At 72.8% G+C, this 26,088-nt stretch carries 25 protein-coding genes; 14 read left to right on the top strand and 11 right to left on the bottom strand.

Annotated elements, in window-relative coordinates; all coding sequences use genetic code 11:
* Positions 1-10: 10 nt before the first annotated feature.
* A complete protein-coding gene (locus VGP36_07050; protein HEV7654479.1) occupies positions 11-1,222 on the bottom strand; it encodes an ROK family transcriptional regulator in 1,212 nt (403 codons plus the stop codon).
* A gap of 204 nt (positions 1,223-1,426) precedes the next feature.
* On the opposite strand from VGP36_07050, the gene VGP36_07045 reads away from it, so the two are divergent.
* Both VGP36_07045 and VGP36_07040 read left to right on the top strand, forming a co-directional pair.
* The gene (locus VGP36_07045) at positions 1,427-2,779 is read left to right on the top strand and encodes a GH1 family beta-glucosidase (protein ID HEV7654478.1); all 1,353 of its coding nucleotides are present in this window, start codon (positions 1,427-1,429) and stop codon (positions 2,777-2,779) included.
* A 29-nt stretch (positions 2,780-2,808) separates the two neighbouring features.
* On the top strand, positions 2,809-3,597 hold the full coding sequence (locus VGP36_07040; protein ID HEV7654477.1) for an SDR family NAD(P)-dependent oxidoreductase: 789 nt from the start codon (positions 2,809-2,811) through the stop codon (positions 3,595-3,597).
* A 162-nt stretch (positions 3,598-3,759) separates the two neighbouring features.
* Here the strand turns inward: VGP36_07040 and VGP36_07035 are convergent, their stop codons facing one another.
* Positions 3,760-5,202, bottom strand: coding sequence for an amidohydrolase family protein (locus tag VGP36_07035; protein HEV7654476.1), 1,443 nt, complete (start codon positions 5,200-5,202; stop codon positions 3,760-3,762).
* A 160-nt stretch (positions 5,203-5,362) separates the two neighbouring features.
* On the opposite strand from VGP36_07035, the gene VGP36_07030 reads away from it, so the two are divergent.
* The 7 genes from VGP36_07030 (at position 5,363) to VGP36_07000 (ending at position 11,563) form a co-directional block, all read left to right on the top strand.
* The gene (locus VGP36_07030) at positions 5,363-6,166 is read left to right on the top strand and encodes an IclR family transcriptional regulator C-terminal domain-containing protein (GenBank protein HEV7654475.1); all 804 of its coding nucleotides are present in this window, start codon (positions 5,363-5,365) and stop codon (positions 6,164-6,166) included.
* 53 nt (positions 6,167-6,219) lie between these two features.
* The gene (locus tag VGP36_07025; GenBank protein HEV7654474.1) at positions 6,220-7,383 is read left to right on the top strand and encodes a CoA transferase; all 1,164 of its coding nucleotides are present in this window, start codon (positions 6,220-6,222) and stop codon (positions 7,381-7,383) included.
* A 151-nt stretch (positions 7,384-7,534) separates the two neighbouring features.
* A complete protein-coding gene (locus VGP36_07020) occupies positions 7,535-8,314 on the top strand; it encodes a citryl-CoA lyase (GenBank protein HEV7654473.1) in 780 nt (259 codons plus the stop codon).
* Positions 8,307-9,170, top strand: coding sequence for a hypothetical protein (locus VGP36_07015; protein ID HEV7654472.1), 864 nt, complete (start codon positions 8,307-8,309; stop codon positions 9,168-9,170). The genes VGP36_07020 and VGP36_07015 overlap by 8 nt, the downstream gene beginning before the upstream one ends.
* A gap of 88 nt (positions 9,171-9,258) precedes the next feature.
* Positions 9,259-9,621, top strand: coding sequence for a hypothetical protein (locus tag VGP36_07010; GenBank protein HEV7654471.1), 363 nt, complete (start codon positions 9,259-9,261; stop codon positions 9,619-9,621).
* A complete protein-coding gene (locus VGP36_07005; protein HEV7654470.1) occupies positions 9,618-10,547 on the top strand; it encodes a zinc-binding alcohol dehydrogenase family protein in 930 nt (309 codons plus the stop codon). Before VGP36_07010 ends, VGP36_07005 begins: the two co-directional genes overlap by 4 nt.
* On the top strand, positions 10,544-11,563 hold the full coding sequence (locus VGP36_07000) for a uroporphyrinogen decarboxylase family protein (GenBank protein HEV7654469.1): 1,020 nt from the start codon (positions 10,544-10,546) through the stop codon (positions 11,561-11,563). Before VGP36_07005 ends, VGP36_07000 begins: the two co-directional genes overlap by 4 nt.
* Here VGP36_07000 and VGP36_06995 read toward each other — a convergent pair.
* The 3 genes from VGP36_06995 to VGP36_06985 form a co-directional block, all read right to left on the bottom strand.
* Positions 11,531-12,292, bottom strand: a complete 762-nt coding sequence (locus tag VGP36_06995; GenBank protein ID HEV7654468.1) for an arylamine N-acetyltransferase — start codon at positions 12,290-12,292, stop codon at positions 11,531-11,533. The two genes, VGP36_07000 and VGP36_06995, sit on opposite strands and share 33 nt — an antisense overlap.
* 89 nt (positions 12,293-12,381) lie before the next feature.
* Positions 12,382-13,779 carry a cytosine permease gene (locus tag VGP36_06990; protein HEV7654467.1) on the bottom strand — a complete coding sequence of 466 codons (1,398 nt, stop codon included), beginning with the start codon at positions 13,777-13,779 and terminating at the stop codon, positions 12,382-12,384.
* A gap of 90 nt (positions 13,780-13,869) precedes the next feature.
* Entirely contained in the window at positions 13,870-14,316 is a 447-nt protein-coding gene (locus VGP36_06985; protein ID HEV7654466.1) for a nucleoside deaminase, read from the bottom strand.
* Positions 14,317-14,490: 174 nt separating this feature from the next.
* Between VGP36_06985 and VGP36_06980 the strand changes: the two genes are divergently transcribed.
* Positions 14,491-15,948 (top strand): MFS transporter, encoded by a 1,458-nt coding sequence (locus VGP36_06980; GenBank protein HEV7654465.1) that lies wholly within the window; start codon positions 14,491-14,493, stop codon positions 15,946-15,948.
* Positions 15,949-16,179: 231 nt separating this feature from the next.
* Here the strand turns inward: VGP36_06980 and VGP36_06975 are convergent, their stop codons facing one another.
* The 3 genes from VGP36_06975 to VGP36_06965 form a co-directional block, all read right to left on the bottom strand.
* Entirely contained in the window at positions 16,180-16,542 is a 363-nt protein-coding gene (locus VGP36_06975) for a hypothetical protein (protein HEV7654464.1), read from the bottom strand.
* A gap of 67 nt (positions 16,543-16,609) precedes the next feature.
* Positions 16,610-17,356 carry a PadR family transcriptional regulator gene (locus tag VGP36_06970; protein ID HEV7654463.1) on the bottom strand — a complete coding sequence of 249 codons (747 nt, stop codon included), beginning with the start codon at positions 17,354-17,356 and terminating at the stop codon, positions 16,610-16,612.
* 112 nt (positions 17,357-17,468) lie between these two features.
* Positions 17,469-18,692 (bottom strand): hypothetical protein, encoded by a 1,224-nt coding sequence (locus VGP36_06965; protein ID HEV7654462.1) that lies wholly within the window; start codon positions 18,690-18,692, stop codon positions 17,469-17,471.
* Positions 18,693-18,820: 128 nt separating this feature from the next.
* Between VGP36_06965 and VGP36_06960 the strand changes: the two genes are divergently transcribed.
* Genes VGP36_06960 through VGP36_06950 form a run of 3 tightly spaced genes read left to right on the top strand, consistent with a single transcriptional unit; the run spans position 18,821 to position 20,866 of the window.
* Positions 18,821-19,285 (top strand): MarR family transcriptional regulator, encoded by a 465-nt coding sequence (locus VGP36_06960; GenBank protein ID HEV7654461.1) that lies wholly within the window; start codon positions 18,821-18,823, stop codon positions 19,283-19,285.
* A complete protein-coding gene (locus VGP36_06955) occupies positions 19,282-20,085 on the top strand; it encodes an ATP-binding cassette domain-containing protein (GenBank protein HEV7654460.1) in 804 nt (267 codons plus the stop codon). The genes VGP36_06960 and VGP36_06955 overlap by 4 nt, the downstream gene beginning before the upstream one ends.
* Entirely contained in the window at positions 20,045-20,866 is an 822-nt protein-coding gene (locus tag VGP36_06950; protein HEV7654459.1) for an ABC transporter permease, read from the top strand. The genes VGP36_06955 and VGP36_06950 overlap by 41 nt, the downstream gene beginning before the upstream one ends.
* A gap of 146 nt (positions 20,867-21,012) precedes the next feature.
* Here the strand turns inward: VGP36_06950 and VGP36_06945 are convergent, their stop codons facing one another.
* The 3 genes from VGP36_06945 to VGP36_06935 form a co-directional block, all read right to left on the bottom strand.
* Positions 21,013-21,438 carry a DUF1810 domain-containing protein gene (locus VGP36_06945; protein HEV7654458.1) on the bottom strand — a complete coding sequence of 142 codons (426 nt, stop codon included), beginning with the start codon at positions 21,436-21,438 and terminating at the stop codon, positions 21,013-21,015.
* A 46-nt stretch (positions 21,439-21,484) separates the two neighbouring features.
* Positions 21,485-23,341: a glycosyl hydrolase family 28-related protein gene (locus VGP36_06940; protein ID HEV7654457.1), complete on the bottom strand. Its 1,857-nt coding sequence runs from the start codon at positions 23,339-23,341 to the stop codon at positions 21,485-21,487.
* A 245-nt stretch (positions 23,342-23,586) separates the two neighbouring features.
* The gene (locus VGP36_06935; protein HEV7654456.1) at positions 23,587-24,930 is read right to left on the bottom strand and encodes a S53 family peptidase; all 1,344 of its coding nucleotides are present in this window, start codon (positions 24,928-24,930) and stop codon (positions 23,587-23,589) included.
* Between the two features lie 693 nt (positions 24,931-25,623).
* Here VGP36_06935 and VGP36_06930 point away from each other — a divergent pair.
* On the top strand, positions 25,624-26,088 hold the full coding sequence (locus VGP36_06930) for a hypothetical protein (GenBank protein ID HEV7654455.1): 465 nt from the start codon (positions 25,624-25,626) through the stop codon (positions 26,086-26,088).

The raw sequence follows: 26,088 nt of genomic DNA, 5'->3' as shown, positions 1-26,088 counted from the left end.
CCGGGCGCGCTCAGGCCGGGGCGTCCAGGCGCAGGGAGCGCGGGCGCTCGGTCGGGGCGGCGCCCCGGGCCAGCAGGTCCGCCACCGGCAGCGTCGCCGCCCCCATCGCGACCGCGTCCACGCCGAGCTGGCCGAGCTGGATCGAGGTCTGCCCGAACGGGTGCCGCAGCGCCCGCTCCTGGGCCGCGGCCCGGATCTGCGGCAGCAGCCGCTGCCCCAGCGCCTCCCCGGCCCAGCCGGCCAGCACGATCCGCTCCGGGTTGAAGAGGTTGACCAGGTTGGCCATCCCGGCCCCGAGGTAGCCCGCGGTCTCGGCCAGCACCCGCTCGGCCACCTTGCCGCCGTCGGCCAGCAGCAGGTCCAGCGAGGACTGCTCGTCGGTGCCGGGCACCGGCCGGCCGTTGCGGGCGGCCTTCCAGCGGTCCAGGATCCCCTCCGCCCCGACGTACGCCTCCAGGCAGCCGTGGGAGCCGCAGCGGCAGGCCCGGCCGTCGTAGACCAGCGACGTGTGCCCCCACTCGCCGGCGCTGCTGGTCGCGCCCCGGGTGATGGCGCCGTTGCTGATGACCGCGGCGCCGACGCCGGAGCCGACCAGCGTGATCACCGCGTGCTGCACGCCGCGGCCGGCGCCGAACCAGAGCTCGGCCTGGCCGAGGGTCTTCGCGCCGTTCTCCAGGTAGATGGGCAGCGCGGTGCCGGCCCGCAGCATCCGCTCCAGCGGCACCGAGTCCCAGCCGATGGTCTGCACGTGCACGGTCGCCTCGGGGCCCTGCTCGACGCTGCCGAACACGCCGACTCCCATGCCCAGCACGTCGTCGGTGGACACCGCGGCCTCCCGCAGCACCTGCTCCAGCCCCTCGTGCACCTGGGCCACGACCGCGGCCGGGTCCGGCCGGGCCGAGGGCAGCGGCAGCTCGACTGTGGCCAGCGGCCGCATCGCGAGGTCGAAGACCTCGACCCGGGTGCCGGTCTCGCCGACGTCGACGCCGACGATGTGGGTGTAGCCGGGGTTGACCCGCAGCAGCGTGCGCGGCCGGCCGCCGTCGGAGTCGACCAGGCCGGCCTCGATCACCAGGCCCTCGTCGATGAGCTCGCCGACGACGTTGCTGACCGTGCCCTGGCTCAGCCCGCTGGAGCGGCCGAGGTCCTGCCGGCTCTGCGGCTCGCCCAGGTAGAGGCTGGAGAGCAGGACCGATCGGTTGTGCCGTCTCAGGTCCCGCACCGTACGTCTCGCCTGCACGTCCGTCCCCCTCCTCGGCGCGCCGCGTCACCGCGTCCGGTGTCTTGACGCCACCCTGCCTCACCAGTTAAATGCTAGTGATAATTCAAGCATCAAATTAACTCCCCGGGCGTGCCATTCACTCCTTGACGACGTACCCCCACCGGCAGGGGGCGGGGAGCGAGTGACCGTCCACAGAGGAGAGTCATGGATCAGCTGAAGGACCTCCCGGCCGAGTTCGCCTGGGGTGCGGCCACCGCCGCCTACCAGATCGAGGGGGCCGTGGCCGCGGACGGGAGAACCCCGTCGATCTGGGACACCTTCTGCACGGTTCCCGGCGCGATCGCCAACGGCGACACCGGCGACGTCGCCTGCGACCACTACCACCGCTGGCGCGAGGACGTCGGGCTGCTCGGCGAGCTCGGGGTCGGCGCGTACCGGTTCTCGATCTCCTGGCCGCGGGTGCTGCCCAACGGGACCGGCGCGGTCAACCCGGCCGGGCTGGCATTCTACGACCGGCTGGTGGACGCGCTGCTGGAGCGGGGCATCCGGCCGTTCGTCACCGTCTACCACTGGGACCTGCCGCAGGTGCTGCAGGACCGCGGCGGCTGGCCGTCCCGCGACACCGCGTACGCGCTGGCCGACTTCGCCGGCGTCGTCGGCGAGGCCCTGGGCGACCGGGTCCAGGACTGGTTCACGGTCAACGAGCCGCTCTGCTCGGCCTGGATCGGGCACCTGGAGGGCCGGATGGCGCCGGGCGAGCGGGACATCGCCCGGGCCGTGCCGGCCGCGCACCACCTGCTGCTCGGGCACGGGCTGTCCGTCCAGGCCCTGCGGGCCGCGGTCCCGGGTGCGCGGGTCGGCGCCGTGGTCAACCTCAGCCCGGTCGAGCCGGCCTCCGACGACCCGGCCGACCTGGCCGCGGCCCGGCGCGCGGACGGGCACACCAACCGCTGGTGGCTGGACCCGCTGCACGGCCGCGGCTACCCCGCCGACATGGTCGAGGTGTACGGCGTCGAGCCGCCGGTCCGCGAGGACGACCTCGCCACGATCGCCGCCCCGACCGACCACATCGGGCTGAACTACTACTTCCGCGAGGTCGTCACCGACGACCCCGGCGGCCCGCTCCCCCGGGCCCGGATGGTGCCGGTGCCCGACGCGGTCCGCACCGACATGGGCTGGGAGGTGCACCCGGACGGGCTGGAGAAGCTGCTCACCCGGCTGGCCGAGGACTACCGCTCGCCCCGGATCTTCGTCACCGAGAACGGCTCGGCCTGGCCGGACGAGGTCGTCGACGGCACCGTGGCCGACCTGGAGCGGGCGCACTACCTGGAGTCGCACGTGGCCGCCGCGGTCCGGGCGGCAGGGCGCGGGGTGCCGCTGGCCGGCTACTTCGTCTGGTCCCTGCTGGACAACTTCGAGTGGTCCTACGGCTACGCGAAGCGGTTCGGGCTCGTGCACGTCGACTACGACAGCCAGGTCCGTACGGTGAAGGACAGCGGTCGGCGGTACGCGAAGCTGATCTCCGAGCACGCCGCTCTGACCGGCCGCACCGCATAGGGGCCGCCGATCCGGGTAGTCCCGCGCCCATGACGGAGACCGACAAGGCCCTCGCGCTCGTGACCGGTGCCTCCAGCGGCATCGGCCTCGAGCTGGCCAAGCAGTTCGCCCAGCACGACTACGACCTGTTGATCTGCGCGGAGGACCCGGGCCTGGAGGCGGCCGCGGCGCAGCTGCGCTCGACCGGCGCCCAGGTGTCCGCGGTGACCGCCGACCTGGCCACGTACGACGGCGTGGAGAAGCTCTACGCCGCCGTCACCGTGGCCGGCCGGCCGCTGTCCGCGGTCGCGCTGAACGCCGGGGTCGGTCTCGGCGGCGCGTTCGCCGACACCGAGCTGGCCGACGAGATCAGGCTGATCGACCTCAACGTCACCGGCACCGTGCACCTGGCCAAGCGGCTGCTGCCGGACCTGATCGCCCGCGACGCCGGCTCGATCCTGGTGACGTCCTCGGTCGCCTCGACCATGCCCGGCTCGTTCCAGTCGGTCTACAACGCGACCAAGTCGTTCCTGCAGTCCTGGACCCAGGCGCTGCAGAACGAGCTCGAGGACACCGCCGTGGTGATCACGTCGCTGATGCCCGGCCCCACCGACACCAACTTCTTCCACCGGGCCGGGATGGACGACACCCCGGTCGGCCAGGGGTCCAAGGACGACCCGGCCCAGGTCGCCCGGCAGGGCTTCGACGCCCTCATGGACGCCGAGGACAAGGTGCTGGCGGGATCGCTGAAGTCGCGCGCCCAGGGCACCGCGGCCAAGGTGCTGCCGGACAAGCTCAAGGCCGGCATGCACCGGAACATGGCGGAGCCGGAGTCCTAGACACCCGACCAGCAGGTCGGGATGACGGCCCCGTCGCCCGCGCGCATCCGGTCCCGGTCCGGAGGCAACGCGTCGTTCCTGGGACGGCGTCGTTCCTGGGACGGCGTCGTTCCTGGGACGGCGTCGCGACGGGCACGGGGGCACCCGCCGCGACGCCGCGTCTCAGTGTCCGTGCGTGGTGCCGGACGAGTAATCCGTGTACTGGTACGGGTTGTCGAGCATCGCGGTCTCCGGCACCTCGGGGTTCATCCCCTTGGCCCAGACGTCCTCGCCGAGCGCCGAGCGCAGGTGGTCCACAGTGGACCGGACCTCGTTCTGCGCGGCCTTGAGGTCGATGCCGACCAGCTCGTGCTCGTGCTTCACGATCCGCCCGTTGACCAGGACCGTGTGCACGTCCCCGCGCTGGGCCTGGAACGCCACGTGCCCGTACGGGTTGAGCAGCGGGAACATCGCCGGCGACCGGTCGTTCTTGATCAGCACGACGTCGGCCTTCATCCCGGGCTTCAGCTGACCGACCACGCCGTCCAGGCCGAGCGCCTTGGCCCCGCCGCGGGTCGCCCATTCCACGACCTGGTCCGCCCGCAGGTGGCAGTTGGTCACGGTGTCGCCCTTGGCGTGGGCCTCGTGGTGCTCGCGGGACCGGTCCGCGCCGAGCGTGGTCCGCATGGCCGAGAACAGGTCGCCGCTCCACCAGACGCTGGTGTCCATCGACAGCGACACCGGGATGTCGTACGAGCGGAGGTTCCAGGTGGGCGGGTAGCCCTGGCCGGCACTCTGCTCGCTCTCGGTGGAGACCGAGACGGTGCCGCCGCTGGCCGCGATCCGCTGGTACGAGTCCTCCGAGAGCGTGGCCGCGTGCACGTAGACGGTGCCGGGGACGGCGAAGCCGTTGTCGTACATGAGCCGGATGCCGTCGTCGTTCGTCGCGCCCCAGACGCCGGCGTGGGTGGTGACCGGGACGCCGAGGTCGCGGGCGACCTCGAACGCGGCCTTCTCCGGGAAGGACGGGTCGCCGGTCACGTCGAAGGCCATCTGGAAGCCGAGCATGTCGTCGCCCGGGGTGATCCGGCGGCTGACGAAGTCGCGGAACTCCGGCGCGGCCGACCATTCCCACGGCCCGGCCTGGATGTTGCCGTACGCCAGGACGAACCGGCCCGGCACCGCCTGCAGCGCGTCCACCGCGGCGTCGGCGTGCTCGGTGGTCTGCAACCCGTGCGACCAGTCGACCGTGGTCGTCACGCCCGCGTCCAGGGACTCGATCCCGGCCAGCAGGTTGCCGGCGTGGATGTCCTGCGGGCGGAAGGTCTTGCCGTGCTCCAGGTAGTACCAGACGAAGTACTGCGTGAGGGTCCAGTCGGCGCCGTAGCCGCGCATCGCGGTCTGCCACATGTGCCGGTGGGTGTCGATCATGCCGGGCATGACGATGCCGCCGGTCGCGTCGATCTCCAGCGTGCCGTCCGGCACCGGCAGGTCCGGGCCGACCGCCTCGATCCGCTCGCCGACGACCAGCACGTCGGCGCCGGTCAGGACGCTGCGCTGGTCGTCCATCGGCAGCACGGTGCCGCCGCGGAACACCACCGGCCGGCCGGACGCGAGCTCGTCCACAGGTCCTCCTTCACGTACGGACGTCCGCGTGACGGACACCTCGAGGAATGGGAGCACCTTGTACCGCGTCCGGGAGGCCGTCAAGGACCGTTGCCCGTTTCTGCCGGATTACCCCGGTTGACCCTGTCCGCACAGCGGACACAGGCGCTAGGCTGCCGGCGTGGCCCGCCGTACCGACAGCCCCGACTTCGTCGAGGCGATCGCGCGCGGCCTCGACGTGATCAAGGCGTTCGGGCCGCACCGGCCGGTGCTGACGCTCAGCGAGGTGGCCACCGCGTCCGGGCTGGCCCGGCCGACCGCGCGCCGGATCCTGCTCACCCTCGAGGCCCTGGGGTACGCGCGCGGCGGCCCCGGCGGCTTCCGGCTGACCCCGCGGGTGCTCGAGCTCGGCATGGCGTACGTGCAGTCGCTGGGGCTGTGGGACGTCGCCCGGCCGCACCTGGAGGCGCTGGTCGGACGGACCGGCGAGTCCAGCTCCATCGCCCAGCTGGACGGCTCCGACATCGTCTACGTGGCCCGGGTGGCGGTGCCGAAGATCATCGCGCTGCGGGTCGACATCGGCACCCGGTTCCCGGCCCCGTCGACCTCGCTGGGCAAGGTGCTGCTGGCCGGGCTGCCGCCGGCCGAGCTCGACGCGGTGCTGGCCGAGCCGTCCCGCTCCGGCGTGACCGCCCGGCACGTACCCGGCCGGGCCGAGCTGGACGGGCTGCTGCGGGACGTCCGGGCCAAGGGCTGGACGCTGACCGACGAGGCGCTGGCGCCCGGGATCCGGTCGGTGGCCGCGCCGCTGCGGGACGGCGCCGGCCGGGTGATCGCGGCGATGAACGTCACCGTGCACGCGGCCGAAACGCCCGTCGGCACCCTCACCGGCGACTACTTGCCGATGCTGCTGCAGACGGCCGGCGAGGTGAGCGCCGACTTCGCCCGCTACCAGTCCGTGCCGGTGGCGCTGCCCGCGGGATGAGTGCAAGACTCGGATTTCCGGACGACCGTCCGTCGACCGGACAAGGAGGTGCTGTGGAGCCGAGCGGAGCGACCGACGGACAGGCCGCGCCGGGCCCGCTGAGCGGCCTGCTGGTGGCCGACTTCTCCCGGATCCTGGCCGGGCCGTATTCGTCCATGCTGCTGGCCGACCTCGGGGCCGAGGTGGTCAAGGTGGAGAGCCCGGGCGGGGACGACACCCGCACCTGGATGCCGCCCGTACGCGACGGCGAGGCGACGTACTACCTCTCGATCAACCGGAACAAGCGCTCGATCGCGCTCGACCTCAAGGACGAGCACGACGCCGCGCTGGCCCGGGAGCTGGCCTCGCGGGCCGACATCGTGATGGAGAACTTCCGGGTCGGCGGGCTGGCCCGGTTCGGCCTGGACTACGACGCGGTCGCCGCCACCAACCCCGGCGTCATCTACGCCTCGATCACCGGCTTCGGCACCGGCGGCGGGGCGGCGCTGCCCGGCTACGACCTCATCGTGCAGGCGATCGCCGGGCTGATGAGCCTGACCGGCTCCCCCGACGGGCCGCCGTACCGGGCCGGGATCTCGGTCTTCGACGTGATGGCCGGGCTGCACGCGACGATCGGCGTGCTGGCCGCGCTCCACTCGCGACAGTCGACCGGCCGCGGCCAGCACGTCGAGGTCAACCTGCTGTCCTCGGCCCTGTCCGGACTGGTCAACCACTCCGGCTCCGTCGTCTCGGCCGGCGCGACGCCGACCCGGATGGGCAACGCCCACCCCAGCCTCTTCCCGTACGACCTGATGCCGACGGCCGACGGCGAGCTCATCATCACCGCCGGCAACGACCGGCAGTTCCGCAAGCTCTGCGAGGTCCTCGGCCTGCCCGAGCTGGCCGACGACCCGCGGTTCGTGCTGAACAAGGACCGCACGGCCAACCGGGACGAGCTGCGCCCGCTGCTGGTCGAGCGGCTCATGACCAGGGGCAAGGACGAGTGGTTCCGGGAGATCATCGGCGCCGGTGTCCCGTGCGGGCCGATCAACACGGTCAACCAGGGCGTCGCGTTCGCCGAGGAGCTCGGTCTCGAACCGGTGGTCGAGGTCGGCGGGGTGCCCTCGATCCGCAACCCGATCACGTTCTCCGAGACGCCGGCCGGCTACCGGCTGCCGCCGCCGGGGCTGGACGAGCACGGCGCCGAGATCCGCGCCTGGCTGGAGGACAAGCCGTGAGCGGGAGGTGGGGCGCGGCGACGTCTGGACCGGAGCGCCGCCCGGCCCCGCGCCCGCGCCCACCACGCAGGCGCGTAGGGAAGACGTCGCCACCAGCGCCCGACCGGGAGCGAACAAGGGGGACAGAGTGAGTCGTTCCTATCCTTCGTCGTTGGGCACCTCCGATGCCGACCACATCCGGCTGCTGGGACATGACCTGGCCGACGACCTGATGGGGAAGATCGGCTTCGGCGAGCTGGCGTTCTGGCTGCTGGCGGCCCGGCGACCGACCCCGGGCGAGGCCCGGGTGTTCGAGTCGGTGCTCGTCGCGCTGGCCGACCACGGCTTCACCCCGACCGCGATCGCCGCCCGCGTCACCTACCTCTCCGCGCCGGACTCGCTGCAGGGCGCGCTGGCGGCCGGTCTGCTCGGCGGCGGCTCCCGCTTCCTCGGCGTGACCGAGGACGCCGGCGGCTACCTGCACCGGGCGTTGTCCGAAGTGGACGGTGCGCTGCCGGCCGACGACGCCGGCTGGGACGCGCTGGCGCTGCCGCTGGTGCAGAAGGCCCGGGCCGAGAAGAAGTTCGTCCCCGGTCTCGGCCACCCGGTGCACAAGGTCCAGGACCCGCGGACCCCGCGACTGCTCGCGATCGCCGAGGAGGAGGGCCTGCGCGGCCCGCACCTGCGGCTGTACGAGGCGATCGGCCGGGTCCACCCGCAGGTGCTGGGGCGCACGCTGCCGCTGAACGGGGCCGGCGTCTGCGGGGCCGCGCTGGCCGACCTCGACCTGCCGGTCGAGCTGCTGCGCGGGGTCGCGCTGCTGGCCCGCGCGGCCGGCCTGCTCGGCCAGCTCGCGGAGGAACGGCGTCACCCGCTGGCGATGGACATGTACCTGGAGATCGACCGGAACGCGGTCGAGGTGCCCGTGACCGAGGGAGAGTCCGATGGCTGAGATCACGGCGGTGATCGCGTCGACCCACCATCCCTTCTACTACAAGGCGAGCACCGCGCCGCCCGAGGAGGCGCCGCCGTTCGCTACGGAGTGGGTGCGCAAGGTCGAGGCGTTCCGGGAGACGCTGACCAAGGCCGCCCCGGACGTGCTGGTGATGGTCGGCTCCGACCACTTCCACCAGCTCTGGCTGGACAACATGCCGCAGTTCCTCGTCGGCCATGCCGACCAGTACGACGCCAACTGGTACAACGAGGAGCGCGAGTTCGGGCTCCCGCAGATGCGCATGGCCGGGGACAGGGACCTGTCCGGTCACCTGCTGCGCACCGGCCTGGACGCCGGCTTCGACCTCGCGTTCTCCAACGAGCTGCGGATCGACCACAGCGTCACCTGCCCGATCATCACGCTGCGACCGCAGAACGACCTGCCGATCGTGCCGGTCTACACGAACATCTTCGCGCCGCCGCTGCCGCAGCCGAAGCGCTTCGTCCAGCTGGGCAAGGCGATCCGGGAGATGGTCGAGTCCTGGCCGAGCGAGAAGAAGGTCGCGATCATCGGCACCGGGCACCTCTCGCTGGAGCTGGGCGGCCCGCGCCAGTTCGGGCCGCACGGGCCCGACCCGGAGTTCGACGCCAAGGCGGTCCAGTGGATCGCCGACGGCGACCTGGACGGCTGCCTGTCCGAGGTGACGCTGGACAGCCTGCACGCGCCGGGCAACGCGACCCACGGGTTCATGGACTTCATGCTGATGATGGGCGTCGCGGGCGAGAACGCGAAGGCCGACTACGTCGACACGTACGACCTCTTCCACACGATGGAGGCGTACTTCACCTGGTACCCGAACGGAGCGCCGGAATGAGTGAGCGCGAGCGCTCGCAGCGCGAACGGGGAGCGACGAGAGCCGAGCCGGCCGAGGGACGAGGCCGGGTCCGATCGAGGAGCGGGAGATGAGCAAGTATCTGCTGAACAAGTTCCTGTTCACGATCGACCGGGACCCCTCGCTCGTGGAGCGGTACCGGGAGGACCCCGCCGGCACGGTGACGTGGTGGGAGGCCGAGAAGGCCAACGAGCTGCTGAACTGCGCGGCGCGGGAGGCCAGCACGTACCAGGCCTTCACCGACGCGGAGCGGGCGGCACTGTCCACACACGACTACCCGGCCCTGTTCGAGATGGGCGCGCACCCGTTCCTCACGCTGACCCTGTTCATCGCGATGTTCGAGCGGGACCACGAGGAGCCGCTGGGCTTCCAGCTGGAGTACGCGCAGCGGCTGGCCCACTTCTCCCTGCCGTACGCGGACATCTCGACGTGAGAGCAGCCGTCCTCACCGCGTACGGCGCCGCCCCGGAGCCGGCCGAGCGGCCGGACCCGGTCGCCGGCCCGGACCAGGAGCTGATCCGGGTCACCGCGGCCCCGATCGTCCCGCTGGACCTGCTGTGCGCGACCGGCACGTCCTACTTCGGCGCGCCCCCGCTGCCGTACGTGCCCGGCGTCCAGGGGGTCGGCACGCTCTCCTCCGGCGCGCGGGTGTTCTTCTCCACCAGCGCCGGGATGAAGCCGGGCGACGGCAGCCTGGCCGAGCTGGCCGTGTCCGGCGACGTGGTCCCGCTGGCCGACGACGTGCCGGACGAGCTGGTCGCCGCGCTCGGGCTGTCCGCGGTCGCGGCCTGGATGAGCCTGAGCTGGCGGGCGAAGGTCCAGCCGGGCGAGCGGGTGCTGGTGCTCGGGGCCGGCGGCGCGGTCGGCCAGGTCGCCGTCCAGGCGGCGACGGCGCTCGGCGCGTCCGCCGTCGTCGCGGCCAGCCGGCGGCTGACGCACCGCTCGCTCGCCGCCGAGCGCGGCGCCACCGCCACGGTCGACCTGTCCACCGTGGATGGTCTGACCGAGCGGTTCCGGGAGGCGGCCGGCGGCCCGGTCGACGTGGTGATCGACCCGGTCGGCGGCGTCACCGCGACCGCGGCCCTGCTGGCGCTGGGCGAGCACGGCCGGCTCGTGCACCTCGGCGCCAGCGGCGGGCCGACGGCCACGTTCTCCAGTGCCGCGGTGCGCAGCGGCTCGCACAGCATCCTGGGCTACACGAACAACGCGCTGACGGCCGCGCAGCGGACCCAGGCGCTCGGCGCCGTGCTGGCGCACCGGTGCACGGTCACGTACGAGACCGTCGGCCTCGACGCGGTGGCCGACGCGTGGACCCGGGCCGGCGCGACGCCGGACGGCAGATTGGTGGTTGTCCCATGACCCTGTTCCCCACGTCGCTGGTCGGCAGCTACCCGCAGCCGGAGTGGCTGATCGACCGGGCCAAGCTGGCCGGCCGGTTCCCGCCCCGGGTGCGGGCGAAGGAGCTGTGGCGCCCGGCGCCCGAGTTCCTGGCCCAGGCCCAGGACGACGCGACCCGGATCGCGATCCGGGCCCAGGAGGAGGCCGGGCTGGACGTCCTCACCGACGGCGAGATCCGCCGGGAGAGCTACTCCAACCACTTCGCCACCGCACTGTCCGGTGTGGACATCGACCACCCGGGCGCGGCGCTGGACCGCAGCGGGCACCCCAACCCGGTGCCGCGGGTGGTCGGCGACGTGGTGCGTTCCGGCCCGATCCAGCGCTCGGACCTGGAGTTCCTGAAGGCGCACACCGACCGTACGGTCAAGATCACCGTGCCCGGGCCGTTCACGATGTCGCAGCAGGCCCAGGACGACCACTACGGCGACCCGCGGGCGCTCGCGCTGGCCTACGCCGACGCGGTCAACCAGGAGGTCAAGGACCTCTTCGCGGCCGGCGCCGACATCGTCCAGCTGGACGAGCCGTACATGCAGGCGCGCCCGGAGCCCGCCCGCAAGTACGGCCTGGAGGCGCTGAACCGGGCCCTGGACGGCGTCGTCGGCACCACCGCCGTGCACATCTGCTTCGGCTACGCGGCGATCATCCACGAGCGGCCGTCGGGCTACTCCTTCCTGCCGGAGCTGGCCGACTCCCCGGCCGACATGATCTCGATCGAGACGGCCCAGTCCAATCTGGACCCGTCGGTGCTCGCCGGCCTGACCGGCAAGACGATCATCCTCGGGGTGATCGACCTGTCCGACCCGGCGGTGGAGACGGCCGGGACGGTCGCCGAGCGGGTCCGGCGGGCGCTGCCGTACGTGCCGGCGGAGAACATCGTGCTGGCGCCCGACTGCGGCATGAAGTACCTGCCGCGCGAGTCGGCCGACGGCAAGATGCGCGCGATGTCAGCCGCGGCCGAGATCCTGCGCCAGGGCTAGGTCCAGCTCGATGCCGAGGTGCTCGCGGTACGCCGCGACCACCTCGGCATCGCTGTGCAGCGCGGTCTCGGTCCGGCCCGCGGCGGAGGTCCGGATCAGCGTCCGGCCGGCGACCGTGACCTGACCGGCCGCGGTCTGCAGCGACGCGACCGCGCCGCGCCGGAAGTGCGAGCCGGGCCAGGTCTGCTGCCACCAGTTGGTCGGCGCGAAGTCGGCCAGCACCCGCGCGTGCGGCTCCAGCCGGTACTGCGGGGCGTCGTCCTTGACCACGTCGAGGTCGCCGCCGGCCTCCACCAGCCGGAACGTGCCGCCGGGGTCGGGCTGGTCGGTACGGGAGTCCAGCCGCAGCGGGTGGAGACTGTGCCGCCCGAAGCCGACGTCGACGAGCCACGGCGAGTCCAGGTCCACCCGCAATGCCAGGTGGTCGAACGGTGGACCGAGCCCGTTCGGTCCGTACACGGCCGCACCGAGCAGCGTGACCTCGGCGCCGAGCGCCCGCAGCAGCGCGCCGAACGCGGTGTTCAGCTCGTAGCAGTAGCCGCCGCGGCCGCCGATCACCTTGGCCAGCAGCCGGTCCTCGTCCAGCTCGATCGGCACGCCCAGGATCACGTCGAGGTTCTCGAACGGTACCGTCGCCAGGTGCCGCTCCTGCAGCTCCCGCAACGCGGCGACGTCCACTCGGGACGGCCGGTCGGCACCGATCCGCTTCAGGTACGCGTCCACATCCACGGACCCGATTCCACTCCCCCGGTCGCGACGGCGCCATCCGCCGTTGGGCCTAGGACCGGGGAACTAGGTCCGGGTGCTAGGTCCGGGCGCTAGGTCCGGGCGCGAACCTTGTTCGCGGCCAGCGCGTAGTAGACCCCGGCCGCGACGAGGAACCCGACCTCGAAGGCGATGTCGCCGAAGGACGAGGACTGCCGGGCCACGTAGCCGACGAACCGGGTCTGGTTGGAGAACAGCAGGATCGAGATCAGCATCCCCGACAGCATCGCGATCGGGCCGGCCCAGTTCGCGTACCGCTTGTCGTAGAGGAACTGTGCCAGCGGCTGCCCGCGGCGCAGCGCCTGGTCGACGAACATGACCCCGAGCCAGGGCCCGATCCAGTACGCGATGACGAGCAGGAAGCTCTCGTACTTCGCGCCCGCGTCGTCCAGGCCGGTGAGCGCGACGACGAAGCCGATCAGGCCGAAGCCGAGAGCGGAGATCGCCCGGCGGGCGGCCAGTGGCAGGTTCACGCCGAGCGCGACGAACGACATCGCGCCGGAGTAGACGTTCAGCGCGTTGGCCGAGACCGCGCCGAGCGCGATCGCCAGCAGCGTCAGGTTCGCCGTCACCGACGGCAGGTTGCCGGTGAAGCTGCCGGTCGGGTCGCCCAGCGCCGCGCCCGGGTCGACCAGCGTGGCCGCCCCGGCCCCGACCGTCTCCAGCAGCACGCAGGAGACGAACACGCCGAGCCCGGCGCACCAGCCGACCGCCCGCTTGCTGACGTCGGCCCGGAAGTAGCGGGTGTAATCGGCGGCGTAGGGGTTCCAGCCGGCCGCGTAGCCGAACGTCGCGCCGACGGTGAGCAGGAAGCCGCCGAGGCTGCCGCTGCCGCCGCCCGCGCCGGCGCTCGGGGTGGTCTTGGCGAAGATCGTGATCGCGGCGATGAGGAAGATGACGGCCAGGATCGGGAAGGCGTACCGCTCGAAGGCCTGGACCAGGTTGTGGCCGAAGAACGCGACCCCGAGCTGGACCGCCACGATGACGATCAGGCAGACGACCTTGGGCAGGTCGGTGAGCGTGTTCAGGGCGAGCGCGCCGCTGACGCTGTTGACCGCGAACCAGCCGATGCCGGCGGTGATCGCGTTCAGCCCGGCCGGCAGCACGTTGCCCCAGTAGCCGAAGCCCAGCCGCGACAGCACCATCTGCGGTACGCCGTGGGCGGGACCGCGCGCGGACAGCACGCCGTGCGAGACCGCGCCGAGGCCGGTGCCGAGCACGATCGCGGCCAGCGCGACCCAGAACCCGAGCCCGAACGCGGCCACCGCGAGCACGCCGACGAAGACCGTGGCGAACTCGAGGTTGGGCGAGGCCCAGGTCCACAGCAGCTGCCGGGGGCGGCCGTGCCGCTCCTCCAGCGGAATGAAGCCGACGCCGCCGGGCTCGACCGCGACCACCCGGTCGCCGTACGTGCCCTCGCGTACCGCTTCGGCAGGAACAGTGACCGCCATTGCCGACACCTCCCGGAGGATCCTCGGGCGAACGCTAGACAAAAGCGCGGCGTTCGTCATGTCCGCCCGGCTACGTTCGCGTTTCCGGCCTCAAGGCCCGGCAAAGCCCGGGTCGACCCCGATGTCCTCGAACCAGAGCTCGGGCCGCGCGGCGATGAACTCCTCCATCATGCGGACGCACTCCGGGTCGTCGACGAGCGTGACGTCGACACCCGCGGACGCCAGCCACTCGTGCTGCCCGGTGAACGTCCGGGTCTCGCCCACGACGAGCCGGGAGATGCCGAACTGCCGGATCAGCCCGCTGCAGTACCAGCAGGGCGAGAGCGTCGTCACCATCGTCGTGCCGCGGTACGTCGGCTGCCGGCCGGCGGCCCGGAACGCGGCGGTCTCGCCGTGCACGGACGGGTCGTCGTCCTGGACCCGGCGGTTGTGGCCGCGGCCGAGCAGCTCGCCGCCGGGGCCGAACACCGCGGCGCCGATGGGGATGCCGCCCTCGGCCAGCCCGGCCCGGGCCTCCTCGACGGCGACGGCCAGCATGGTCCGGGCAGCGGTCACCGATCCACCGTACGGCCCCGGGGTAGCGTTCGCCGTCGTGAGTGGGAGGTCGGGCGCGGCGGTGTCTGGACCGCAGCGCCTGCCGGCCCCGGGCGTGCGCCGACCGTGGGGGCGCGGAGGGAAGACGCCGCCGGGAGCGCCCGACCGGAGCGAACCGTGAGCACAGTGGCGGACGGCGGGTCGGGCGCGCAGCTCGACCCCCTCCGCTGGCGGGCGCTGGGCACCTGCGTCTGCGCGCTCTACATCACGCTGCTGGACGTCAGCATCGTCAACGTCGCGCTGTTCTCCATCGGCCGGGACACCGGGGCCGGGCCGGCGCAGCTGCAGTGGGTCGTCTCCGGGTACGCGCTGGCGTTCGGGATGGTGCCGATCATCGCCGGCCGGCTCGGCGACGACCGCGGCCGGCGGCTGCTGCTGCTGATCGGGATCGCCGCGTTCGTCGTCTTCAGCGCCGCGGTCGGGCTGGCCCCGAACCCCACCGTGCTGGTGGCCGGGCGGGTGCTGCAGGGGCTGGCCGGCGGGCTGCTCAACCCGCAGGTGTCCGGGCTGGTGCAGCAGCTGTTCCCGCGCTGGGAACGCGGCCGGGCCTTCGGCGTCATCGGCACCGCGGTCGGCGTCGCGACCGCGACCGGACCGGTGCTCGGCGGGGTGATCCTCGCCCTCGGCGGCGACCGGTACGGCTGGCGGCTCTGCTTCCTCATCAACGTGCCGATCGGGATCGTCGCGTTCGTGCTCTGCCGGCTCTGGCTGCCCGCGCCGGGCCGGCGGGACGGGCCGGCCCGGGCCCTGGACCTGCCGGGCGCGGCGCTGCTGGCGGCCGGGGTGTTCGTGCTGCTGTTGCCGGCGGTCCAGTACGACGCCAACCACGACCCGCGGCTGGCGGTGCTGCTGGTGCCGGCGGTGGCCCTGCTGGCCGCCTTCTACCTCTGGGAGCGCGGGCCGGCCAAGCGCCGCGGGCACCCGCTGATCGACCTCGACCTGTTCCGCATCTCCTCGTACTCGGACGGGATCTGGCTGGCGATCCTGTTCTTCTGCGCCTACACGGGGACGCCGCTGGTGCTGGCGCTGTTCCTGCAGCAGGGGCTGGGGTTCTCGCCGTTGCAGGCCGGGCTGACGTCCTCGGCGTACGCGGTCGGGGTGACGGTCGCGGCGCCGATCGCCGGCCGGTTGCTGCCCCGGATGGGATCGCGGGTGCTCGTCGACGGGCTGGTGCTGTTCACCCTCGGCGTGGCCGCATCCGGGCTGACCGGGCTGCTCGCGGCCGGCCGGGTCTGGCCGACCGGGGTGGCGTTGCTGCTGCTGGTGCCGCTGCTGGTCTCCGGGCTCGGCGGCGGCAGCGTGATCACCCCGAACCAGGCGCTCTCGCTGGCCGACGTCGACGCCGCCGGCGGCTCGACCGCGGGCGGCACGCTGCAGACGTCACAGCGGATCGGCAACGCGATCGGGGCCGCGGTCATCAGCGCGGTCTTCTACGCCTCGTCCCGCTCCCCCGGGCCGGATCCCGCCGCGTCGTACGGGCAGGCGTACGGGCTGGCGCTCGGGGTGTCCGTCCTCTTCGGACTCGCCGCCATCGGGTTGGCCCTCCGCGGCTCCCGCCACGGCCGCTCGCTCTAGCCGTACTGCCCACAGACGGGCTCTGACGCCGCGGGGCCCGACCACGGCCGCCGCGTCTGATCGTCGATCAGGGCCGGCCGGGCCGGCCTGTCCTGGGCGCTGGGGCACCCATGTCTTCCGAGCTCGTACCACTGTCGGTGGTAGATACCACTGACAGTGGTCAGGGTTCAGCAGGACCTACGCCGCTCTCGCCGAGAGCCGCCGCCGGGCCAGCGCCCCTGGGCAGTACATCTAGCGGGAGAGGCGGGTGCTGACCGCGGCGGTGAGGCGTTCGAGGGCGGGGCCGAGGACCGGGCGTCCGAACACGGCGCCGATCGCGCCCGAGCTTCCGACGCTGAGGATCGAGCCGAAGGACCCGACGCTCGCGATCGAGCCGAAGGACCCCACGCTGCCGATCGAGGCGACCGAGCCCGCGCTCCCGACCGAGGCGATGCAGCCGGCGCTGCCGATCGAGCCGATGCAGCCGGCCGACCCGATCGAGGCGATCGAGCCCGCGCTCCCGACCGAGGCCAGGGACCCGGCCGAGCCGACCGAGCCGGTCGAGGCGGCGCTCTCGATAGAGGACAGCGATCCGATGCTGCGGGGCGTCGTCATGACTGGAGATTGTGCCCGCAGACAGGTGCGGCCCCGGAAGGGTTTCTTCCGGGGCCGCAGGGCTGGTTCACTCCGCCGGGGCGGGGTCGGGCGCGGCGGAGTCCTCGGACCCGCCGTCGGCCAGCAGCTGGTAGGCCCGCCGCCGAGCCTCGGCCAGCACCCCGAGGATCTCGGTGCGCTGCGCCTCGGTGCCCACCTGGGCGACCTGCCAGACCGCCATCCCGAGCTGCGCCATCTCCTCCCGGAACTGGTGCGCGACCTCGAAGGTCTCGTCCCGCTCCTGGGTGAAGGGCGACTGGCCCTCGTGCTTGGCGTCCTCCTCGCGGCCGGCGTCGGTCAGCGTGAACAGCCGCCGCCCGCCGGTCTCGTCGCCGGAGACCAGACCCTCGTCCGCGAGCAGCTGGAGGGTCGGATAGATCGAGCCCGGGCTCGGCCGCCAGACGCCGCCGGACCGCTCCTCGATCTGCTGGATGAGCTCGTACCCGTGCATCGGCCGCTCGATGAGCAGCGCGAGCACGGCGGCCCGGACGTCGCCGCGGCGGGCGCCGCGACCGCGGTGCCGGCCGCGTCCGGGACCCGGACGCATGCCCGGACCGAAGCCCGGACCCGGGCCCATGCCCGGGCCGAAGCCGGGGCCGGGGCCTCCTGGGGTCGGCGGGAAGCCGGGCAGGCGCCCGAACCCGCCGTGCCGGCCGCGCCGGTCCTCGCGCTCGCCCCGGTCGACGCCGGGACCGAACTCGCGACCGAACGGCCCGTGCCGGTGCGGATGCCGGTCAGGGTGACCCTGCCGGTTCTGTGTGGTGTGGGTGTGCATTGTGCACTCCTCTCGTGGTTGGTGAGATAACGATATATCGCGATCGTCGGCAACGCAACGGGTAATATCGAGACGGCCGCCATCCAGAAAGAACGCGCAGGTCAGAGAGGAACTAGCGGGCGAGGACGATCGGGCGTACGTCCCAGTCGCCGGCGTCGCCGGTGCCGGAGAGCGCGATCGAGGCGGCTCCGTCGGTGCGGATCGCGGCCGCCACCAGCAGCTGGTGCGGCCCCCGCATCGGGTTGCTGAGCACGAACCGGGTCGAGTCCACGTCCGAGGCGTCGGACCGCTTCTCGCCGCCGTCCGGGGACAGCACGGTGGTCGTCGTCCCGGTCAGCACCAGGCGGCCGTCCTTGGTCGCGACCGCGCCCTCGACGGCGCCGAGCGCGGTCGAGGGCCGGACCTGGCTCGGGGCGCCGCTCGCCCGGACCGACCAGATGTCGGTGAGGGCCTGGCCGCCCTGGCCGTCCGGCTTGCCCAGCACCAGGTACGCCTGGTCCAGCTCGGGCACCGGCAGCAGCTGCGCCACCAGCCCGGCGGCGGTGCTGACCCCGGGCAGCGCGCTGGTGGCCCAGGTCGCGCCGTCGTCGGCGGAGACCGCGGCGGCCCACTGCCGGGTCCCGGGGTCCACGCCCGCCACCCAGATCTGGGACCCGCCCACCCCGAGCACCCGGGCCGGGACCGGGGGTTGGGTCTCCAGCAGGCTCCGGACGCCGGTCCGGGGCTCGACGTACTCCAGGGCCGGGGTCGCGCACCGGATCCGCGGGCAGAGGTCGAGCATCGCCTCCCAGCCGGCCGGGGCCCGCGCCAGCGGCGGCCCGTCGACGATCTTGTGGGTCTGGAACCGGGAGCTCGTACTGCCGACCGTGACGGTCTTGCCGGCCGGGTCCTGGATCGCGAGCAGGTCCTCGCCGCCGGTCACGGTCAGCCGCCAGGTCCGGGCCGTCGCGGCGGTCACCGGGGCGCCCGGCAGCCGCAGGCCGGCCCAGGTCCGGCCGTCGTCGCCGGTGGCGACGAGCAGCGGACGGCAGTCCTGGGCGCAGTCGTCGGCCACGACGTACACGACGTTCTGGCCGGCGGCGAGGGCGAGGATCTGACCGGACAGCGGCGGTGCCGGCGGTCCGGCGGCCTGGACGGCGGGCTCGGCGGACTTCAGGCCGTGCACCCCGGCCCGGCTGATCGCCACCACCCCGCCGAACGCGACGAGGACGAGCAGCGTCACAGCCAGCCGCCGGTGCGAGTGCACCGCGGCCGGGAGCGGCACGCCACGACGGAGGGTCCCCCGCGGCTCGGGTGCGCGCTCCGACTCGCTGCCGATGACGTCGTCGTCGTCCACGACCCTCCCGCCGGTCTCGCCTGATTCTGGCCGGAACCGCCCCGGAGGTGACCGGACCGAGCGGATCCGACGCCTGATCGCAATCTCGGCCGGCAGATACCTCTGTGGCAGAGGTATCGTGGACGGCGATGGACACCGAGACCGACACCGCGCTCGCCGAGCAGCTGTACGCGACGGTCGGCCTGTTGCGCCGGCACGCCCGCAAGATCGGCGAACGGCCGTTCCCGAACGACGGGCCCACCACCGCGCAGCTGGAGCTGATCCGCCTGGTCCGCCGTACGCCGGGGTTGTCGGTGGCCGACGCCGCGGCCGAGCTCGGCGTCGCCCCCAACACCGTCTCCACGCTGGTCCGCCAGCTCACCGGCAGCGGCGTGCTGGAGCGGCACCGGGACGCCGCCGACGGCCGGGTCGCCCGGCTGCAGCTGACCCCGGAGACCCGGCGCCGGGTCGAGCAGTGGCGCGACCGCCGGACCGCGGTCACCGCCCGGGCCATCGCCGGGCTGTCACCCGCGGACCGGGCCGCGCTGGAGCGGGCACTGCCGGTGCTGGCCGGCGTCGCCACCGACCTGACCCGGGAGGAGGTGACCGCGTGACCGACGCGATCGCGCTGGCCGGCGTGAGCCACCACTTCGGCGACCACCTGGTCGTCGACGACGTCAACCTGACCATCGCACCGGGTGAGTGCTTCGGCCTGCTCGGCCCCAACGGCGCCGGCAAGACCACCACGATCCGGCTGATCACCACGCTGCTGCCGGTGCAGCAGGGCGACGTGCTCGTCTTCGGCACCGACGTGACCCGCGAGCCGATGACCGTCCGCCGCCGCCTCGGGTACGTCCCCCAGCAGCTCTCGATCGAGGGCGCGCTGACCGGCCGGGAGAACGTGAGCTGGTTCGCCCGGCTCTTCGACGTGCCCCGCTCCGAGCGCAAGGAGCGGGTCGCCGAGGTGCTCACGATGGTGAGCCTGGACGACGCCGCCGACCGGCTCGCCTCGACGTACTCGGGCGGGATGGTGCGGCGGCTGGAGCTGGCCCAGGCCCTGGTCAACCGGCCGGCGCTGCTGGTGCTGGACGAGCCGACCGTCGGACTGGACCCGGTCGCCCGGGACAGCGTCTGGGCCCGGGTCGGCGACATGCAGCAGCGGTACGGGATGACGGTCCTGCTCACCACCCACTACATGGAGGAGGCCGAGGCGCTCTGCGACCGGGTCGCGCTGATGCACGAGGGCGCCGTCCGGGCCCTGGGCGCGCCGGCCGACCTGCAGGCCGGGCTCGGCGCCGGATCCAGCCTCGAGGACGTCTTCCGGCACTACACCGGCAGCAGCCTCACCGAGAACGAGAAGGGAGGGCTGCGTGATGTCCGCAGCACCCGCCGCACCGCCCGTCGCATGGGTTGAGCCCGAGACCCGGTCCGGCGCCGGCCGGCTGCTCTCCCGGATCTACACGTTCTGCCTGGTCGAGATGCAGCGCCTGCGGCACGACCGCAGCGAGCTGATCACCCGGGCGATCCAGCCGATCCTCTGGCTGCTGATCTTCGGCACCACGTTCAGCCGGATCCGGGCCATCCCGACCGGCGGCGTGCCGTACCTGGACTACCTCGCGCCCGGGATCATCGCCCAGTCCGCGTTGTTCATCGCGATCTTCTACGGCATCCAGATCATCTGGGAGCGCGACGCCGGCGTGCTGACCAAGCTGCTGGCCACGCCGACGCCGCGGGTCGCGCTGGTCGCGGGCAAGGCGTTCGCGGCCGGGGTCCGGGCGCTGGTCCAGGCGATCGTGGTGCTGATCGTGGCCGCGCTGCTCGGGGTCGGGCTCACCGACAACCCGCTGAAGATCCTCGGCACGTTCGCCGCGGTCGTGCTGGGCACCGCGTTCTTCTGCTGCCTGTCGGTCACGCTGGCCGGCTGGGTGCTCAAACGGGAGCGGCTGATGGGCATCGGGCAGGCGATCACGATGCCGCTGTTCTTCGCCTCCAACGCGCTCTACCCGGTCGCGATCATGCCCGGGTGGTTGAGGGTGCTCAGCCACATCAACCCGCTCTCGTACGAGGTGGGGGCGCTGCGCGGGCTGCTCATCGGCGTGCCGACGAACTACTGGCTCGACTTCGGCGTGCTCATCGCGACGGCGGTCGGCGGGATCTGCGCCGCCGGCGCCGCGATCGGCCGGCTCTCCCGCTGAGCCGCCGGGCCGGGCGGGCCGGGCGCGGGCGGGCCGGGCGCGGGCGGGCCGGGCGCCGGGACCAGGCGGCGCGTACTCGGCCGGACCGGGCTGGGATGCCTGCACCGGCCTCGGCACCCCCGGCGGCACCGCCCTGCTGGAGATCCTCAGAGCCGGCTGAGCGTCGCGTCGTCCTCGGTGCCGCCGTAGTACCGGTGCAGGACCTCGGTGAACACGGGCTCGTCCTCGGTGGCGTGCGCGAACAACGTCATCGAGGAGCGCAGCTTGAGCGCGTCCACCGAGCCGAGCACAGCGACCGGATCCGTCGCGTCCAGCTCGGTCAGCGCCCGGGCGGCCGCGACCAGCCGCGGCCCCAGCACCGGATGGGCCAGGTACGCCCGGGCCTCGGCCAGATCCGCGACCGCGTACCGCTGCGCCATCGAGCTGAAGCCGAGGCCGGCGATCTGCGGGAACACGAACCACATCCAGTGGCCGCGCTTGTGCCCGGCGCGCAGCTCGGCCAGCGCGGCCTCATAGGTACTGTCCTGAGCCGTCACGAACCGCTCGAGATCGAAGTCCACATCGGACACGATGCCCGGGCGGCGGACCGTCCACACCGGACGGTCCGCCGCCTTCGGACTACGGGTAGCTGATCACGTTCTCCGGACCCTGCCGGTCCGGGGTCACGGCCGCGCCGACCCCGTTGATCACGTGGTCGATTGTGCCGGCCTTGTTGAGCGAGATCGTGAGCAGGTCGTGCATCGCGATCCCGGGCCGGTTCGGCACCTCGAACGCGTTGGTGGAGTGCAGCGCCGGGTTCACGTTGGTGAAGATGTAGCTGCCCAGCCCCCACGCCTCGTGCGTCCGGACCGAGTCCAGCACCTTGTACGCGGCGAACCCGTCGACCCCGTCGTGCGACCAGTCGGCCTGGGTCGGGGAGTCGTACGGCATCTCGTTCTGGAAGAAGATCGTCCGGCCGCGCTCGCCGGCCCAGATCACGTTGAACTTCTGGTAGTGCTCGACGAACAGGCCGGTCGCGGTGACGTCCGCGCCGTTGACGACCACGCCGGTGTCCGCGGTGTTCACGGTCCAGCCGACGCCGTCACCGTGGTCGGCCCGCCAGGCCCAGATGTCGTCCAGCAGCGTGCCGCGGGTGTTGACCTCGAGGCTGGTCGTGGCCTTGCCCACGTGCGGGCCGCCGATCCGGAAGAACACGTCCTGGATCGCCACCGGGTTGGTGGTGCTGCCGATCGCGCCGAGCAGCCTGGTGCCGACCTTGAACAGCACCGGCGAGTTCTGCGGGCCGGCGTCGATCATGAGCCCGGCCACGTCGATGCCGGGCAGGTCCAGCGTCGCCAGCGGGGTCGAGCCGCGCTGGGCGGTGAGCGTGGCCATGCCCATGCCGAGCACGACCTGGTTCGGGTGCGAGACGAGGATCGTGCTGGCCACGTCGTACACGCCCGGGGTCAGGATGAGGTTGCGGCCCAGCAGCAGCTGCAGGTTGATCTTGGTGACGCTGTCGCCCGGCCGGGCCAGGTAGAAGCTGGACAGCGGCAGCGAGCGGCCCGGGGTCGGCCCGGTGGCCCAGGTCGTGCCGGCGCCGTTGCGCTGCAGGGACGGGACGAAGACGTTCCACTTGCCGGCCGCGTCGACGTACAGGTAGGGGCGTTCCTTCGACACCGGGTTGGTGTCCAGGGTCGTGTACGGCGGGGTCGGGAAGCTCTGCGCCGGAGCGCCCACGGCGCCGGCGAAGACCTGGTTCCAGACGCCGTTGGACCAGCCGTTGAGGCTGGAGTTGCGCACGATGAACTGCTGCTGGCTGCCGTTGATCGTGGTGCCGGAGACCGCCGAGTCGGAGATGAAGCCACCGGAGGCGAACTGCGGGCCGGCCGAGCAGAAGTCCATCAGCGACAGGCCGCCGTTGATCTGCACCCGGCGCATCGGCGCGGCCTGGGACACGGCCCAGAACTCGTTGCCGGTCTGGCAGCCGGTCTGGCCGGTCACGTTGATCGACAGGTTCGACATCGAGCGCCAGAAGTTCACCAGCGCGGTGCAGTCGGTCGGCGCGCCCGGCGCCGTCGGGAAGCACTGGTTCTCGACGTCGATCGAACCGTTGATGACGGTGTCGCCGGGGTTGCGGCCGAGGCCGGCGACCTCGGTGTAGTAGCCGACGCTGAAGCGCAGCGGCTGGGCCACCGACCCGTACGTGCCCGGCTTGAACAGCAGGCTGAACCGCCCGGTGCCGAACTGGTCGGACACCTGCTGGGTGTGGAGCGCGTCGACGGTGGCCTGGATCTGGGCCTGCGGCATGCTCGGGTCGAAGATCAGGACGTTCGGCCCGAAGGCCGGGTCGCCGGCCGCGGCGGCCGAGTGCGGGGCGGCCGGGGTGGGCGCCGCGCTCGCCGGGGCGGCGAGGGCGCCGGTGGTCAGGAACGAGGCGACGACCGCGGCCGCCAACCCGATCCCGAATCTCCTGCGGACAGGGGAAAGCTGCATCTGGGCAACCTGCCTGAGGTAGAGGAGAGCCGGCCGGGGCTTGCCTGCCCCCGCTCGCCGGTGTCGCCGCCTCGACACCGGTCCGGCTGCCGGGTCGACATCGACCTGGCCAGCACTATCTCTACCCGGTGAGACCTGCTGGGACAAGACCGGGAACGTTCCCAGCCGATCCTTCCGGACCGTCCGGAGACGCCGAAGGGCGGCGCGGGGACCGGACCCCGCGCCGCCCTCCGAACTACCGGTGCCTACGGCAGCTTGCCGCCGAGGACCGGGACGATCGTGTTCGCCTTGGGTGTGCCGAGACCCGTCGCCGCGTCCCAGCCCTTCTTGGCCGCGAACCCGGGAATGGTCGGGTCGCCGAACGCCTCACCGTGGAAGGTGTTGTCTCCCGTGGTGATGTCGTGGAACAGCGCGTTGTAGACGGGCTTGACCAGCGACAGGGCGTACAGCTGGGGGTTGAGCCAGCCGACCCGGGCGTGCCGGAGCTGGGCCGACAGCGCGACCAGACCGGCCCACTGCGGGGAACCCGCACTGGTGCCACCGAAGATGAACAGCAGGTCCGCGCCCTGACCCGAGGTGCTCCAGACCGCGAGCACACCGGTGTTGATGCCGGCGTTGTACGAGACGTCCGGCACGCCGCGGGAGGGCAGGTGCAGCTGCTTCTGGAAGATCGGGGTCGGGGTCAGCGTGCTGAACCCGCCGCCGCCACCGGCCTCGAAGTCCGGCTCGTTCCAGGTGGTCTCGCTGTGGTACGCGCCGGTGATGCCGTCGGCGTCGAGCAGCGTGCCACCGACCGCGGTCACCAGCGGGTCGGTCGCCGGGGAGCTGACAGCCTTGCTGAACGTGCTGCCGTCGCAGGTCGGCTGCGCCGCACCCTGGTCACCCGAGGACGCGAGCAGCGTGATGCCCTTGAGCGTCGCCGCCTGGAAGACGCGGTGCTGCTGGGCGGCGATGGCCGGGTCCACGCAGCGCTCGTCCTCGCCGAAGGACTGCGAGATGACGTCGCCCAGGTTGTGGTCGACCGCGAACTTGGTCGCCGAGAGGATGTCGGCGTCGTCGTTGGTCTTCGACAGCACCAGCGTGATCTTGGCGGCGGGAGCGACGGCGTGCGCCCACTCCACGTCGAGGCTGATCTCGCCGGCCCAGCCGGTCTGGTTGGCGTCGGCCTGGTCGAACGGGGTCAGGCCGTCCGGCGCGACGATGTTCACCGTCGCCGCGGGCAGCTCGAAGACCGAGTCGAAGAGGTCGAGGTCGTGCTGGATCGTCGGGCTCTGGAAGGCGTCCACGATGACGATCGAGCGGCCCGCGCCGGTGGCGTTGACCTTGTCGATGCCGTACGCGGCGCGGATCTGGGCCGGGCCGAAGCACTGGCCCGACGGCTGAGTCTGGCAGGTGAACGTCGGCGGCACGCCCGGGTTGGCCTTGCCGGCCACCTTGTAGTGCGGCGCGACGGCGATCGACGGCGTCTTGGAACCCCCCGACGACGCGGCGGCGGCCGGGTACGCCGCGGCGACGAGCAGGCCGGCGAGGAGTGCCACCAGCCAGGACACGGTGGCAGCGCGTCCCTGCCACCAGGACCGGTTGACCATGCGTTCCCCCTTCGGAGGGCAGCGGGGTCGTCCGACGCCCCCCAGGACGGTCGCCGCGATCGGATGCGCGACGGAAGCGACCGGACCGTATCCAGACACGGAGGTCCGGCAGAGCCCAGAAATTCCCAGGGAAAGGCAAAGCTTTGGTCGAATGCCCAGCACCGCGCACAGGAACCGTGTACGGCCGAACTACCACGGCCCCGAGCCCACCGCAGTTCAGCCTGCGTCCACCACCCCTCGACCGGCCTAGTACCTCGGCGGATCACGGCGTACGAAGGCGCCGGTGTCTGGGTCTTCGTAGATCAGCCCGACTCCGACGCGGTTGAGTACATCGACCATGCCGACCGGCGGTTGCCCCGAGATCACCACCATGCTTCGGACCGGCGACTCGATCCACTCGCGATAGTCCAGCAACTGGCCGAGAGCGGTGCGGACGGCCTCCCGGCTGTTGGTCGCATCCCGCCTTGTCCCACCCCCGAACCGGGCCTCGATCTTCCCCGCCGGCCACCAGGACCGGCGCGTCAGGCCAGAGACACCGCTAGATCCACAGTCCCTCGCGGACCGGCGACCGGGGCAGCACGGGCAGGAGCCGTACTACTGAGAGTGGTAATTACCGCCGTGAGTAGTAAGGCGCCGGCAGGCATGTCGCTCGGGCCGCCCGCTCGGAGAAAGTCGGGCCGCTAGGGTCCGAGGGTGGGGGTCGGGGAGATCGTGGTGTTGGTGCTGGTGGTGCTCGTGCTGCTCGTCGTCGTGCGGGTGGCGCGGCGGCCGGGGCGGGACAGCCCGCCGCGGCCGGTGACGACGCCGGTCAGCGCGCAGCTGCAGGCCCGGGTGCGGGAGCTGACCGGGGCGGGCCAGCGGATCCAGGCCGTGAAGGAGTTGCGGGAGGCGACCGGGCTGAGCCTGCTCGACGCCAAGAACGCGGTCGACGCGATCGCGGCCGGGGCGTCGCTGCCGGTCGCTCCCCCGGCCGGGTCCGCGTCCGCCGGGTCCGCGTCCGCCGGGTCCGCGTCCGGGGACCCGCGCGGCGACCTGGCGTACCGGGCGCGGTCGCTGGCCGGCGCCGGCCGCGAGGCCGACGCCGTCCGGCTGGTCGCCGACGAGACCGGGATGAGCGCGCCCGAAGCCGAGGCCTTCGTCCGCGCGCTCCGCCCCTGA

Source organism: Mycobacteriales bacterium, assembly GCA_035995165.1.
GTDB lineage: Bacteria > Actinomycetota > Actinomycetes > Mycobacteriales > CADCTP01 > CADCTP01.
Note: the sequence above shows the minus strand (reverse complement) of the source record. Positions and strands in the feature narration are given on the sequence as shown.

What these genes read in the sequence shown, in the direction of transcription:
- VGP36_07045 (HEV7654478.1), top strand. Translation starts at nt 1,427, where the DNA reads ATGGATCAGCTGAAGGACCTCCCGGCCGAGTTCGCCTGGGGTGCGGCC.
- VGP36_07040 (HEV7654477.1), top strand. Translation starts at nt 2,809, where the DNA reads ATGACGGAGACCGACAAGGCCCTCGCGCTCGTGACCGGTGCCTCCAGC.
- VGP36_07015 (HEV7654472.1), top strand. Translation starts at nt 8,307, where the DNA reads ATGGCTGAGATCACGGCGGTGATCGCGTCGACCCACCATCCCTTCTAC.
- VGP36_07010 (HEV7654471.1), top strand. Translation starts at nt 9,259, where the DNA reads ATGAGCAAGTATCTGCTGAACAAGTTCCTGTTCACGATCGACCGGGAC.
- VGP36_07000 (HEV7654469.1), top strand. Translation starts at nt 10,544, where the DNA reads ATGACCCTGTTCCCCACGTCGCTGGTCGGCAGCTACCCGCAGCCGGAG.
- VGP36_06990 (HEV7654467.1), bottom strand. Translation starts at nt 13,779, where the DNA reads ATGGCGGTCACTGTTCCTGCCGAAGCGGTACGCGAGGGCACGTACGGC.
- VGP36_06985 (HEV7654466.1), bottom strand. Translation starts at nt 14,316, where the DNA reads ATGCTGGCCGTCGCCGTCGAGGAGGCCCGGGCCGGGCTGGCCGAGGGC.
- VGP36_06975 (HEV7654464.1), bottom strand. Translation starts at nt 16,542, where the DNA reads ATGACGACGCCCCGCAGCATCGGATCGCTGTCCTCTATCGAGAGCGCC.
- VGP36_06970 (HEV7654463.1), bottom strand. Translation starts at nt 17,356, where the DNA reads ATGCACACCCACACCACACAGAACCGGCAGGGTCACCCTGACCGGCAT.
- VGP36_06960 (HEV7654461.1), top strand. Translation starts at nt 18,821, where the DNA reads ATGGACACCGAGACCGACACCGCGCTCGCCGAGCAGCTGTACGCGACG.
- VGP36_06950 (HEV7654459.1), top strand. Translation starts at nt 20,045, where the DNA reads ATGTCCGCAGCACCCGCCGCACCGCCCGTCGCATGGGTTGAGCCCGAG.
- VGP36_06940 (HEV7654457.1), bottom strand. Translation starts at nt 23,341, where the DNA reads ATGCAGCTTTCCCCTGTCCGCAGGAGATTCGGGATCGGGTTGGCGGCC.
- VGP36_06935 (HEV7654456.1), bottom strand. Translation starts at nt 24,930, where the DNA reads ATGGTCAACCGGTCCTGGTGGCAGGGACGCGCTGCCACCGTGTCCTGG.